Origin of the sequence: Rhodanobacter glycinis (genome assembly GCF_006438785.1) — a bacterium.
Taxonomy (GTDB): Bacteria; Pseudomonadota; Gammaproteobacteria; order Xanthomonadales; family Rhodanobacteraceae; genus Rhodanobacter; species Rhodanobacter glycinis_A.
In genome coordinates, this window is the sequence record NZ_RCZB01000001.1 from 45,348 (window position 1) to 58,610 (window position 13,263).

The window sequence follows — 13,263 nt, forward strand, 5'->3', positions numbered from 1 at the left end:
ACGCATGCCGACCCATCCTTACAGCCGCGATCTCCATACCGTCGAGCAGTTGCGCCAGATGGAGCGCGCAGCATTGGCTGCCTTGGGACTTACTGGTCAGGAGTTGATGCGTCGCGCCGCGAGTGCCGCGCTGAACAGTCTGCGTCGCCACTGGCCGCAGCTGCGGCACATCTGCATCCACTGCGGGCCCGGCAACAACGGTGGCGATGGCTTCCTGCTCGGCCTACTGGCGCGCGAGGCAGGACTGCAGGTTGAGCTGACTGCATTGACGGCTGCCTCGCACGGTGACGCTGCCATCGCGCGTCAGGCATGGGTGGCCGGCGGCGGCCGAGTGCAATGGGTCGGCGACGACGACACGCTGCCCGATGCCGAGCTGCACGTGGATGCGCTTTATGGCATCGGTCTGCACCGCGCCCCCGAAGCCGCGGCGGCGCGGCTGATCGAACAGGTCAACTGCAGCGGCCAGCCGGTGTTGGCGCTGGATGTGCCCAGCGGACTGGATACCGATACTGGCCACTGTGCTGGTGCGGCGATCCGCGCCGATGTCACCGTGACGTTCATTGCAGGAAAACGTGGATTGCACACGGGCCGGGCGGCCGACCATGTCGGTGTACTCGAGCTGGCAACTCTGGGCGTGCCCGACAGCGTGTACGCGGATATTGCGCCGGACGCACGCTTGCTGGTCGCCGAGGTCCTGCCGCGGCGCATGCGTTACGCGAACAAGGGCGACAACGGCCACGTGCTGGTGATCGGCGGCGAGCACGGCATGGCCGGCGCGGCGCGGCTGGCAGGCGAATCGGCCTTGCGCGGTGGCGCCGGCCTGGTGAGCGTGGCGACGCGCGCCGAGCATGTGTTTGCCCTGAATGCCACGCGGCCGGAACTGATGGTGCATGGTGTCGATGGCCCGCAAGCGCTGGCGCCGATGCTCGAACGAGCCAGCGTGCTGGCACTCGGTCCGGGTCTGGGGCAAGCCGCATGGGGGCATGCGCTATGGCTTACCGCGCTGGACGCGAACAAGCCACTGGTACTCGATGCCGACGGACTGAACCTGCTGGCACGCGAGCAGCGCCGGTTCAGCGCGCCGACGATATTGACGCCCCATCCGGGCGAGGCAGCACGGTTGCTTGGCGTGTCCACGGCCGAGGTCGAGCATGATCGCTTTGCGGCCGTGCGCGAACTGTCCAGCCGCTATGGGGCAGTGGCGGTATTGAAAGGTGCCGGCAGTTTGATTGCCGATCCGGATGGACGTCTGGATGTCTGTCCGTGGGGCAACCCCGGGATGGCCTCCGGCGGCATGGGCGATCTGCTCACCGGCGTCGTGGCGGCCCTGCTTGCACAGGGTTGCAGCGCCTGGCAGGCCGCCTGCCTCGGCGTGGGGCTGCATGCGCGTGCCGGCGACCGGGCCGCGCAACTGGGCGAGCGCGGATTGCTGGCCAGCGACCTGCTGGCGCCGCTGCGTGCGCTGGGCAATGGTGTGTCGGGTCGCGAGCGTGAGCATGACTGAACAAACCGGGCCAGGCCCTGCCAACCCGGGCCATATCGAATACGGACGGGAGTGGTCACTGTCCGATGAGGCGGCCACCGCTGCCCTGGCCGCGCGGTTGGCGCGTGTGCTGGACGACGGGCTGGTGCTCTACCTGCATGGTCCGCTCGGCGCCGGCAAGACCAGCTTTGCACGCGCCTTGCTGACCGCCCTTGGCGTCGGCGAGCGGGTCAAGAGCCCGACCTACAGCCTGGTCGAGGGCTACATGGCGCGGGGGCGGCCGGCCTGGCATCTGGACCTTTACCGGATTGCCGATCCCGGCGAACTGGAATGGCTGGGCCTGGACGCACTGGCCGATCCGGCTGCACTGGTGCTGGTGGAATGGCCCGAACGCGGGGCGGGCGCCTTGCCCGCGGCGGATCTCGAATTGCGCCTGGATTATGCGGGGCAGGGGCGCCAGGCGTTGCTGCGAGCGTTCACCGCTCATGGTGAAAGGCTGCTGGCACGGCTGCCTTGAACGCGGTTAAGTGCCGATTTCCCCTTGAGAAATTGTCTGGTCGCTGATTCGGGCAAGGATCTGTGCGGAATGCGCGACTTGCGGTCGATAACTTGATGTAGCCTGATAAATGATCCGCAGGTTATGGAAATTCAAGGGAAAATCCGCTTGCATTCAGTGAATGACTGCGTTTCAATGCGGCTCATGAGGGGTTACCTGAACAATTTGGGTGGATTAGTTGCCGTCGCCATCCTGGCGATCACGCCGGTGTGGGCGGTTCGGGCGGCCGATCTGAAGGACGCCCGGGTCTGGGCTGGTCCGGATTACACCCGCCTGGTACTCGATGCATCCGGCCCGCTGCATTACACGGTGAGTCAGAAGGATGGCCAGGTCGTGGTCGATCTGCCGAACAGCCGGGTGACGCAGGACTTTTCCGATCCCACCGCCCAGGGGCTTTATCGGGGCATGAGTCATGCCCGTATCGGGGATCGCCTGCAACTGACCGCCAAGGTCGATCCGGACAGCCGCCTGAAAAGCTTCGTGCTGAAGCCGGCCAGTGGTACGGACTATCGTCTGGTGCTGGATATCTACCCCGGCAACCGCATCGAGACCGTCAGCACTGCCCAACACCCGCCAGCCACCACAGTGGCGGCGCCGGTGGTGATTCCGCAGTACAGCAATCCCACTCACAGCGGTCGAGTCGCCACCGAGCAGGCTGCGGCCATGCTGAATGGCCAGCGCGCCGTGGTGGTGGCGATCGATGCCGGTCATGGCGGCAAGGATCCCGGTTCGCACGGCCCCGGCGGCACGCTGGAGAAGAATGTCACGCTGGCCGTGGCGCGCAATCTTGCGGCGGAAATCAATCGCCAGCCGGGCATGAAAGCGGTGCTTACGCGCGATGGCGACTTTTTCATTCCGCTCACGCAGCGCTATCGCATCGCCCGCGAAAACAATGCCGATCTGTTCGTGTCGATCCACGCCGATGCCTTCACCAGCGATGACGCCAAGGGCTCGTCGGTGTGGGTGCTGTCGCCGCGCGGCAAGACCAGCACGGCCGCGCGCTGGCTCGCCGATAGCGAGAACCGCGCCGACCTGATCGGCGGTATCACGCTGGACGACAAGGACGATGGCCTGGCCAAGGTGCTGCTGGACCTGCAACAGGGCTGGGCGATGCAAGCCAGCGATATGGTCGCCGGCAATGTGCTCAAGGCACTGGGCATGCTCGGGCCGACTCATCGAGGCTATGTCGAACGGGCGAATTTCGTGGTGCTGCGTTCGCCGGACGTGCCGTCGATCCTGGTCGAGACAGCCTTCATCAGCAACCCGGCCGAAGAACGCAAGTTGCGTGATCCGGCGCATCAGAAACAGCTCGCCGAAGCCGTGATGGGCGGTGTGAAGAATTATTTCGAGTCGACGCCGCCACCGGGTACCTGGTTCGCCGCACAGGCGACGCGCCGCAACGGCGTCGAACTGGCGTCGGGCAAGGCGGCAAGTGTCGGCAGGAGCACTGTCGTGAAGGCCACCGGCAAGGATCAGGTCACTCTGGCCCGCAATCCGGCGCCCTCCGCGGATGACGGCGTACGTGACGTGCACCGGGTCGGTCGTGGCGAAAGCCTGCGCAGCATTGCGCGTCAATACGGCATCAGTGTCGGCGCGCTGAAAAATGCCAACCAGTTGAGCAGCGATACGGTGCGTGCCGGCGCGGTCCTGGCCATTCCCACCGGCTGACTTCAACCGATCTGCGACCCGATCACGGCAGCGTTGCCGTCGTTCACTGCTAAAGTTCGCAGATGACTGTGATCCGCCTGCTTCCCCCTGAACTCATCAACCAGATCGCCGCCGGCGAGGTCATCGAGCGGCCGTCCTCGGTGGTCAAGGAGCTGGTCGAGAACAGTCTTGACGCCGGCGCCAGCCGCATCGAGGTGGACATCGAGGCTGGCGGCGCACGGCTGATCCGCGTACGCGACGATGGTGGCGGCATCCATGTCGACGAGTTGCCGTTGGCGGTTGCGTCGCATGCGACCAGCAAGATTGGCAGCTTTGACGATCTGGAACACGTCGCCAGCATGGGTTTTCGTGGCGAGGCGCTGGCTTCGGTGTCGTCGGTATCGCGTTTCGCGCTGACTTCGCGCGCACGCGATCAGGACGCGGCATTCCGCATCGAGGTCGATGGCGGCAAGCTGCAGGCGGCGCGCCCGGCGCAGCATCCGCAAGGCACCAGCGTGGAAGTGCGCGACCTGTTCTACAACGTGCCGGCGCGGCGGAAATTCATGCGCGCAGAACGCACCGAGTTCGCGCACATCGACGACCTGCTGAAGTCGCTGGCGCTGGCGCGCGGCGCGGTGGAGTTCCGGCTCAGTCATAACGGCAAGCCGGTACGCATCCTGAAAGCCGCCCGCGACGAGCAGGCGGCGTTGCAGCGGGTGGCCGAGGTGCTCGGCGAGGAATTTCCGGCACAGAGCCTGCGCGTCGATCACGCGATGGCCGGCCTGCATCTGTCCGGCTGGGTCGGCCTGCCGACCGCATCGCGCGCGCAGGCCGACTCCCAGTATTTCTACGTCAATGGTCGGCTGGTGCGCGACCGCATCGTTGCCCACGCGGTGCGCCAGGCGTATGCCGATGTGTTGTTCCACGGTCGTCATGCCGCGTTCGTGCTGTATCTGGAGCTCGACCCGGCCGGTGTCGACGTGAACGTGCATCCCGCCAAGCAGGAAGTGCGCTTCCGCGAGCAACGGCTGGTCCACGATTTCCTGTACCGCACCTTGCATGAGGCCCTGGCACAGACGCGAGCCGGGCTGAACACGCTGCCAGCGACGGAGCCGATGGCGATTGCCGAGGGTTCGCATGCCGCGAGTTCCGCGGCAACAGCGTGGCCCGGGCAGTTCAGCCAGAACCGGTTGAACCTGGGTGTGCGCGATGCGCCATTGGCCAGCTACGCCGCTCTGCTTGGCGAAGCATCTTCAACGTCGGTTGCCTACACACCGATGCCTGCCGCCGAGGAGGGCGAAACACCGCCGCTCGGCTTTGCGATCGCGCAGCTGAAATCCATCTTTGTGCTGGCCGAGAATGCGCATGGGCTGGTGCTGGTGGACATGCACGCGGCACACGAACGCATCACCTACGAGAAATTGAAGAATGGCCGCGGCACCAGCAACCTGCGTTCGCAGATGCTGCTGGTACCGCTCAGCATCGCGGTCAGTGCAAAGGAAGCCGCCGCCGCAGAAGAGCACGCCGAGGCGCTGACCGAGTGGGGGCTGGAATTGTCACGCAGTGGTCCGGCGCAGATCGTGGTGCGGCGCATTCCCGCCTTGCTGGAAGGTGCGGATGTCGGTCAGCTCAGTCGCGATGTGTTGTCCGAGCTGGCCCAGCACGGCAGCTCGCGCCGGTTGCAGGAGCTGGAGAACGAATTGCTCTCGACGATGGCTTGTCACGGTTCGGTACGCGCCGGGCGGCGGCTGGGCCTTCCGGAAATGAATGCGCTGCTGCGCGAGATGGAAGCAACCGAACGTTCTGGACAATGCAACCACGGTCGGCCGACCTGGGTCCAGCTGAGTCTGGCCGAGCTCGACAAGTTGTTCATGCGCGGCCGCTGACGCGCTATCTGTAGTTGTTTCGCTGGAGATACCGATGATCCGTACCAGCCTGTTTGTTGCCGCCACCATTCTGGGAGTTGCCACCGTGCATGCCACCGATACTGACAGTTACAAACAAAGCATTGAGCAATGGCACACCGGCCGGGTCGAGCGGCTGACTGCGCCGGACGGTTGGCTGAGCCTGATCGGTCTGGAATGGCTGAAGGACGGCGCCAATCGCATCGGCAGTGCGGCCGACAACGACATCGTGCTGCAGGCCGGCCCGGCGCATCTCGGTGTGGCAAACCTGACCAGCAACGGTGACGTGCATCTCGTGCTGGCCAGCGACAGCGGCGCGTTGATCGATGGCAAGCCGGCACATGAGGCCACGCTGATCGACGACATGAAGGCCGGCGACGGCACTCCGACCACGGTGAGTTTTGGTACTGCAAGCTTCTATGTGATCGATCGGGATGGCCGCAAGGGGCTGCGGGTGAAGGATAGTGAAGCGTCCAGCCGCAAGCACTTCCTCGGCATCGACTCGTTTGCGATCGATCCGTTGTGGCGGATCGAGGCAACCTGGGTGCCGGCCAAGCCAGGCGAAACGCTGGAGATGGGCTCGGTGATCGGCACGATCGACAAGTATCCGGTGCCGGGCAAACTGGAGTTCACCCGCGACGGCAAACATTTCGAGATTCTGCCGGTGATCGAAGTGCCGGGCGACGCCCAGTACTTCATCGTGTTCGCCGATCGCACCAGTGGCAAGGAGACCTACGGAGCCGCGCGTTTCCTGTACATCGATCCACCGAAAGACGGCAAAGTCGTGCTCGATTTCAACAAGGCGTACAACCCGCCGTGCGCGTTCACGGCATTCGCCACCTGTCCGCTGGCGCCGCCGGAAAACCGGCTGGATCTGCGCGTGACCGCGGGCGAGAAAAACTACCGTGGCTCGCTTCACTGAGTGGTGCGCGGTTATCGCGCTGACGCTGCTGGCGTCATTCAATGCGTTCGCCGCCACGCCAGCCGATTACGCCAGCTCGGTGACCAGGGCACGTGCCCAACGTGTCGATGAGCTGAAACGTCCGGACGGCTATCTGGCACTCACCGCTTCAGGCTGGTTGCTGCCCGGCGACAACGCTGTGGGCAGCGCAGAGGACAATCGCTTCCGGATTCCCGGTGCGCCAGCGCATCTGGGCGTACTGAACCTGGATGCATATGCACGGGTGCACTTGCGGCTTGTCGAAACCCGCGACGTCAGCATCGATGGACACCCGGCCGCGACGTCGATCAGCGAGCTGCGGACACAAGGCGACGGGGGCAAGCAGCAACCTACCCGCGTGAGTTTTGGCAGCAGCTATCTGTATGTGGTGGAGAATGGCACGCAGCGTGGTCTGCGGGTGAAGGACAACGACGCACCGCTGCGCGCGCATTTTCCGGGCTTCGATTATTTCCCGATCGATCCGTCATGGCGAATCGAGGCGGACTGGGTGCCATTCGCGCAGCCGCATGCGCTGAAGGTGGCCTACGTCACCGGCACCGAGAGCGATACGCCGATTGCGGGCAAGGCCGTGTTCCAGCGCGACGGCCACACTTACGAGCTGTTGCCGATCGACGAGGACGGCCAGTTGTTCTTCGTGTTCACCGATCGCACGGCCGGCAAACTGACCTACGGTGGCGCGCGGTTCCTGTATGCCGCGATGCCGAAGAACGGCAAGGTGCTGCTGGATTTCAATCTCGCGCAAAACCCGCCATGCGCGATCACGCCGCACGTCGTGTGCCCGCTGGCCCCGCCGGAGAACCGGCTGAAGCTGTCGGTGACGGCGGGCGAAAAAAAGTTTCGTGGCGGTGAGCACTGAGCCACCGCCACGCGAGGGTTCGCTCAACGCCCCGTGAATACGGCCTTGCGCTTTTCCAGAAACGCCGTGGTGCCTTCACGCATGTCCTCGGTGGAAAACGCCAGCGCGAAACCTTGCGTCTCGAACTCCAGGCCCTGATCGATACTGGCTTCGCCGCCTTGCAGTACAGCATCGAGAATGCCTGCGGCGGCCAGCGGCGCGGCGCCGGCGAGCTGGTCGGCCAGTGCGTTCACCGCTTCATCCAGCGCCTCGGGCGCAACCACGCGGGTGACGATGCCCAGTTCATACGCGCGTTGCGCATTGATTGGCGCACCGGTCAGGCACAGCTCCAGCGCGGCGCCGCGGCCGGCCAGACGCAGCAGGCGCTGGGTGCCACCGAAGCCGGGTATCAGGCCGAGGTTGATTTCCGGCTGGCCGAACTTCGCTTTCTCGCTGGCCACGCGCAGGTGGCAAGCCATCGCCAGCTCCATGCCGCCACCAAGCGCGAAACCCTGGATGCGCGCGATCACCGGCTTGCCGAGCCGCTCGATCGAGCTCATCAGGCGCTGGCCGGTACGCGAGAAGCCCTGCGCCTGTACCGGCGTATAGCCGTTCATTTCGGCGATATCGGCGCCGGCAACGAACGCCTTCTCGCCCGCACCGGTCAATACCACCGCGCGCACGGCGTCATCCTGCGCCGCTTGTGTAAACGCGATGGTCAACTCGTTGAGTGTGTCGCGGTTCAGCGCGTTGAGCTTGTCGGGGCGGTTGACGATGATCGTGTGTACCGCACCGCGATTGCTGATTTCCAGGTTGCGATAAGCCATGAGCGACTCCCGATGGATGCAAAAACGCGATGGTAGCAGCGGGAACCTTTGTCGCTGGGGGGGTTCTCAAGCCACGGGCGCCATCGCTGCATGAATCCGGCGAACCGCTTAGGATGGTCCGTCAGGATCGACTGTCGAGTTAGGGAAAGGCCCGGTGGAGAAAGGCATGACATATCTGCGTTGCGGTCTCCTCGGCATGTCGCTGTTGCTGGGGGGCGTGGTGCATGCGCAGAGCCGGTTGCCGGCGGCAGCCACTCCGGCGAAGCCCGACAAGGCAAAACTGTCCTACGCGATCGGTTACCAGATCGGCAGCCAGTTCGCGGACGGCAAACCGGAGGTGGATATTCCCGTGCTGGTGCGGGCGATTCAGGATGCCTATGCCAAGCGTCATCCGACGGTGTCGATGCAGGACATGCATTTGCAACTGCAGCGGCTGGATCAGCAGATGCACGCCGATGCGCTGGCTCAGTTCAAGCACATTGCCGCGGTCAACGCGCGCAAGAGCGCTGCTTACATGGCGCGCAACCGGCAGCAGCCCGGCGTGGTGCAGTTGCCGTCGGGTATCCAGTACGCCGTGCTGAGCGGCGGTACCGGCATCAGTCCGACCGTGACCAGCGTGGTCACCGTGAATTACCGCGGCATGTTGATCGACGGCACCGAATTCGACAGCACCTGGGCGCACGGCGCACCGGTGAGTTTCACCGTCAACAAGGTGCTCCCCGGCTGGCAGGACGTGCTCCCGCGCATGCACGTGGGCGATCGCTGGAAAGTGGTGATCCCACCCCAGTTGGCCTATGGCGAAAATGGCCAGCTGCCGCGGATTGGTCCGAACGAAGCGCTGGTGTTCGAGATCGAACTGCTCGATACCAAGGCCGCTGCCGGCAAGCCCTGATCCACTCCAGTGGTAGCATGATGGGGCATGTCGAACGCCCCGAACCCTGTCGAAACTCTGCCATTGACTCCCTGCATCGGCATCTGCCGACTGGACGGGCGCGGGTATTGCGTGGGCTGTCAGCGCACCGGTGAGGAGATCGGTCGCTGGCGCGCGATGAGTGATGCGGAGCGGCTGCACGTGATGCAGGTGATCCTGCCTGAGCGCAAGTTGTCGTGATGGATGCGCTGATCAACGCGCTGCTGCCGCTGTCGACACCGCCGACGGCGCCGGGTTGGAATCACGCGGACATGACCGAACTGCTGGGCCACAGCAAACGCGAGCCAGCCGCCGTGCTGGTCGGTTTTCGCGAGGGCGTTCAACCACGGTTGGTACTGACCGTCCGCACCGATCACTTGCAGGCACACGCCGGCCAGGTGGCATTCCCCGGTGGTCGCAGCGATCCGGCTGATGACGATGCGTTGACCACCGCCCTGCGCGAAAGCGAAGAGGAGATCGGCCTGGATCGCGCTCTGGTGATGCCGCTGGGCTATCTGGATTGCTTCGAGACGATCAGTGGCTTCTGCATCACGCCGGTGGTGGCGAAGATTGCCACCGAAGCACAGCTGTATCCGGCACCTGACGAAGTCGCGGAGGTGTTCGAGGTGCCGCTGGCCTTCCTGCTGGAACCGGCGAACCTGCGCCGCTATACGATGGAGTTTCGCGGCCGCCACCGGCCGATGGTGGAGTTCGTCCATGGTGGCCATCGCATATGGGGTGCCACCGCCGCGATGCTGTTCAACCTGCTGCAGAGGATGGGACGCACATGACGCTCAAGACTACCTTGATCGACGCGACGGAACTGGCCGCATGGCCGCCGCACGAAGTGCTGATCGTGGATTGCCGCTTCGATCTGGCCGATCCGGCCAAGGGTGGTCGCGACTATCTGGATGGCCATATCCCCGGTGCCGTATTCGCCAGCCTCGATCACGACCTGTCCGACCTGTCGCGCCAGGCCGAAGGCCTCGGCCGGCATCCGTTGCCACTGGAGCCGGCGTTCAACGCGCTGCTGTCGCGCTGGGGCTGGCATGCGGGCATGCAGGTGGTGAGCTATGACGCTGGCAGCGGTGCGCTGGCCGCGGCGCGGCTGTGGTGGCTGCTGCGACTGGTCGGCGTGCATGAGGTGGCTGTGCTTGATGGCGGCTACGCCGCGTGGCTGGCGGCAGGCCTGCCGGTCGAATCCGGCGCGGCCGCCGCGCGAACCGCCACGCGAGTTTCCCTCCGTTACGACGAGAGCCAGGTGCTGCTTGATCATGCCGTGCTGCTGGGCGGCGCGTCGGGTCGGTTGCTGGATGCACGCGCGACACCGCGTTATCGCGGCGACGTCGAGCCGCTGGATCGGGTCGGCGGCCATGTACCCGGCGCGCTGAACCGGCCGTTCGCCGACAACCTTGGCAGCGATGGCCGCTTCAAGCCGGCCGCGCAGTTGCGTGACGAATTCACGGCCGTGCTCGGTTCGACTGCGCCCTCGCAGGTGGTGCACATGTGTGGCTCCGGCGTCACTGCCTGCCACAATCTGCTGGCGATGGAGCATGCCGGGCTGCACGGCTCACGGCTTTACGCGCCGTCGTGGAGCGGCTGGGTCAGCGATCCAACGCGGGCGGTCGCCAAGGGCTGATCTTGCAGGAACCCGCCAGCGAGCTCCTGCACCAGGCTCACTTTTTTTCTTTCAGTCGTGCCACCAGCTGTTGCAACACCGCCTGCGTCTGTGGGTGGAAGAACGCATCGGTGAAGTCTTCCAGCGGCAACGCATCCAGGTCGGCGTAAGCCGCAGCGAGGTCCGCACGCGCCAGTGTGCGGGTGGCGAGCATCGCGTGCGTCGGCAATGCCAGCAATTCACCCAGCCAGCGCAGTGCACGTGTGGTGACCTGGTCGACACCGGTGAGTTCATCGACGAAGCCGCAGGCCAGCGCTTCGGATGCCTCGATCATGGCGCCGGAAACCAGCAGCCGTTCGGCGCGGTAAGTGCCGACCACGCGACGCAACGCCAGCTGGATCGCCTCGGGCACGATCAGTCCCACCTGTACTTCGTTCAGGCCGATCCGGTACGCGCCTTCGGCCATTACACGGTAATCGCAGAACAATGCCAGCACCGCACCGCCGGCCGGGCTGTGGCCGGTGATCGCCGCAACCAACGGAATCGGTGCGCGGGCCAGCGTGCCGCATAGCGAGAAAAATTCGCGCCAGTACTCAAGTACGCCAGCGCGGTCGCGTGCCAGCAGCGCGGGCACGTCGACGCCGGCGGAGAACAGCCCCTGCGCGCCGGACAGCACGATGCCGCGCACACTTTCGCGCATGCTGTCATCGATGGCGGTGTGCAGCGCGCGCAGCAGTTCCAGGTTCAGCGCGTTGACCGGCGGTCGGGCCAGCTGGATCTCGCGGATGCCGTTGTCGTGGTTGGTGATGTTGAGCATGGGGAACTCCGGCTCGATGATTTACGGTTGGGGATTGTCGGCGTCGGTCCAGCTGTAGCGCACGGCATAGTCCAGCGTGGTCTTGCCGTTGGCTGGCACCTCGACGCGGAACTCCAGCGTGTCCGGTGTCTGCTGGCTGGGCTTGCTGCTGGATGAAATCAGTGTCCACTGCCGCCAGCGGGAGGGATGCTCGCGCACGGTCACCGTGCGCGCACTGTCGCCCGCGTTGCTGAGGTTGATGCGGAATGCCTCGTCCATCGTGTGGCCGGACTTGTCCTCGCTGAAACCCGTACGCGTGCGCTCCGCGCGCAGATCGAATGCGGTACCCAGGGCGATCGTCGCATCGGTGCCTTTCGGGGTGTCGTTGATGCGACCTTCGCCGATGAACTGCGGTGTGCCGTTGCGATCGGCGGTGAGTACACGCAGGTAGCCGGCCGGCAAGCTGTCGAACGCCTTCAGCTTCAGGGTGCTGACGATGGCGCTGCCGCCACCGAGATTGAAGTCCCGAGCCAGGATAGGTTGCTGCGGCTGGAAGCCGTTGCCGTTCTCGTACAGCGCGGTGCGCTCGCAATCCAGCGCGCGGTTTGCGTACAGCGGTACCTGGCTGACGCTGCCATCGGGCAGGTCGACCGCAGCGGGCAGCGTGTAGCTGCGGTAATCGCCGACACTGTCCTGTTGCGGCATGTCGGCACTTTCGGCCTTCGCGTTGAAGCCACGCGCCATGGCCATCATCGGGCGTGGTGCCGACGCCTTGGCCATGTTCGGCTCGCCGGCAATCAGGGTCAGCTGCGCATGGCGCCAGTCGCGGCCGCTGCGGTTGGCGATGCTGGCGCGTGATTCGAACTGCATGCGACAGGCGACACCTGGTTGCAGAGTCGCCACATACGCGGCACGCCAGCCAAGGCCGGATGTGGGATAGCTGAGCACGGCGTTGGTCTGGCCTGCGCGCGCGGCATCCACCCGCAGGCTCAGGCTGGAACCGGTCGGGAAATCGGCACCAGTCGTGCGCACGGCGGCATAGTTGCTGACCAGGGTAGTGTTGCCGCTGTTGTCGCGTACCAGCAGGCCATCACCCGCACGCAGCAAGGTGCCGCTGGCCAGCGACTGGCCACTGTTGCCGAGTACGTCCACGGTATGGCCGGTCAATCCGGTCAGTGCCGCATTGGCGCCCTGCGCCAGCAGCAGTCGCTGCGAGATCACCTTGGCATCCTTGTCGGGAAATCCCAGGGCCAGCGCTTCGGGATCGAGGAAGCCCGGCAAGTCACCGATCACCACGTCGTGCGTGCCCGCGGCCAGGGTCAGCGCGCGCTGCTCGCGCACTACCGCGTAGCCGTCATCGACATTGCCACCGCCGTTGCTGGCGTACAGCGCAGCACTGTCGCTGCGGTACAGGGTGAGCGAGGTGGTGTTGTCGGCGGCATGTGCCGTGGCGGCGCCGGCCAAGGCGGCGATGCAGGCGAGGGCAAGGGCGGGGCGATGTATTGTTGTCATGGCGCGCGTTCCATCGTGGAGAGCAGATCGTCATGATAGCGATCCCGCATGCATGCCGTGCGTCGATTGCATCACCGCGCGCCGAGAAGTGCCGGCATCCACGCCGGTTTGGCGCCCCGCCGGTTCGCATCGTCGCCGCAGGGTCAGGACTGTCCAAGCATGGGCAACACGGATTCACTATCGTGGCGCGAGAATTCCCTGTCGATGACCCGAT

General features: G+C 65.2%; 11 protein-coding genes and 1 pseudogene. 9 read left to right on the forward strand and 3 right to left on the reverse strand.

The genetic code is table 11. The annotated features are described in order from the left end of the window. Nucleotides 1–4: 4 nt before the first annotated feature. From EAH75_RS00245 to EAH75_RS00270, 6 genes are all read left to right on the forward strand, one after another. Nucleotides 5–1,504 carry an NAD(P)H-hydrate dehydratase gene (locus EAH75_RS00245; RefSeq protein ID WP_140803587.1) on the forward strand — a complete coding sequence of 500 codons (1,500 nt, stop codon included), beginning with the start codon at nucleotides 5–7 and terminating at the stop codon, nucleotides 1,502–1,504. After that, nucleotides 1,497–2,000, forward strand: a complete 504-nt coding sequence (tsaE, locus tag EAH75_RS00250; protein WP_140803589.1) for a tRNA (adenosine(37)-N6)-threonylcarbamoyltransferase complex ATPase subunit type 1 TsaE — start codon at nucleotides 1,497–1,499, stop codon at nucleotides 1,998–2,000. Before EAH75_RS00245 ends, tsaE begins: the two co-directional genes overlap by 8 nt. A 183-nt stretch (nucleotides 2,001–2,183) precedes the next feature. After that, nucleotides 2,184–3,707, forward strand: coding sequence for an N-acetylmuramoyl-L-alanine amidase (locus EAH75_RS00255; protein WP_140655617.1), 1,524 nt, complete (start codon nucleotides 2,184–2,186; stop codon nucleotides 3,705–3,707). Between the two features lie 62 nt (nucleotides 3,708–3,769). Then, on the forward strand, nucleotides 3,770–5,572 hold the full coding sequence (mutL, locus tag EAH75_RS00260) for a DNA mismatch repair endonuclease MutL (RefSeq protein ID WP_140655613.1): 1,803 nt from the start codon (nucleotides 3,770–3,772) through the stop codon (nucleotides 5,570–5,572). 34 nt (nucleotides 5,573–5,606) lie between these two features. Further along, nucleotides 5,607–6,512 (forward strand): DUF1684 domain-containing protein, encoded by a 906-nt coding sequence (locus tag EAH75_RS00265; RefSeq protein ID WP_140655610.1) that lies wholly within the window; start codon nucleotides 5,607–5,609, stop codon nucleotides 6,510–6,512. Next, on the forward strand, nucleotides 6,496–7,407 hold the full coding sequence (locus EAH75_RS00270) for a DUF1684 domain-containing protein (RefSeq protein WP_140803591.1): 912 nt from the start codon (nucleotides 6,496–6,498) through the stop codon (nucleotides 7,405–7,407). Before EAH75_RS00265 ends, EAH75_RS00270 begins: the two co-directional genes overlap by 17 nt. Nucleotides 7,408–7,430: 23 nt before the next feature. On the opposite strand, the gene EAH75_RS00275 is transcribed toward EAH75_RS00270, so the two are convergent. Further along, nucleotides 7,431–8,213, reverse strand: a complete 783-nt coding sequence (locus EAH75_RS00275; protein ID WP_140655601.1) for an enoyl-CoA hydratase-related protein — start codon at nucleotides 8,211–8,213, stop codon at nucleotides 7,431–7,433. 166 nt (nucleotides 8,214–8,379) lie between these two features. Here EAH75_RS00275 and EAH75_RS00280 point away from each other — a divergent pair, with 166 nt between their 5' ends. From EAH75_RS00280 to EAH75_RS00295, 3 genes and pseudogenes are all read left to right on the forward strand, one after another. Further along, nucleotides 8,380–9,105 (forward strand): FKBP-type peptidyl-prolyl cis-trans isomerase, encoded by a 726-nt coding sequence (locus tag EAH75_RS00280; protein ID WP_140655598.1) that lies wholly within the window; start codon nucleotides 8,380–8,382, stop codon nucleotides 9,103–9,105. A gap of 27 nt (nucleotides 9,106–9,132) precedes the next feature. Beyond that, a pseudogene (locus EAH75_RS00290) lies at nucleotides 9,133–9,914 on the forward strand (NUDIX hydrolase). After that, entirely contained in the window at nucleotides 9,911–10,762 is an 852-nt protein-coding gene (locus EAH75_RS00295) for a sulfurtransferase (protein WP_140655589.1), read from the forward strand. The pseudogene EAH75_RS00290 and the gene EAH75_RS00295 overlap by 4 nt, the downstream one beginning before the upstream one ends. Before the next feature lie 37 nt (nucleotides 10,763–10,799). Here the strand turns inward: EAH75_RS00295 and EAH75_RS00300 are convergent, their stop codons facing one another. Together EAH75_RS00300 and EAH75_RS00305 are read right to left on the reverse strand one after the other, a co-directional pair. Next, on the reverse strand, nucleotides 10,800–11,558 hold the full coding sequence (locus EAH75_RS00300; protein ID WP_140655586.1) for an enoyl-CoA hydratase/isomerase family protein: 759 nt from the start codon (nucleotides 11,556–11,558) through the stop codon (nucleotides 10,800–10,802). 21 nt (nucleotides 11,559–11,579) lie between these two features. Continuing rightward, nucleotides 11,580–13,049 carry a DUF4139 domain-containing protein gene (locus tag EAH75_RS00305; protein WP_140655583.1) on the reverse strand — a complete coding sequence of 490 codons (1,470 nt, stop codon included), beginning with the start codon at nucleotides 13,047–13,049 and terminating at the stop codon, nucleotides 11,580–11,582. Nucleotides 13,050–13,263 lie beyond the last annotated feature (214 nt).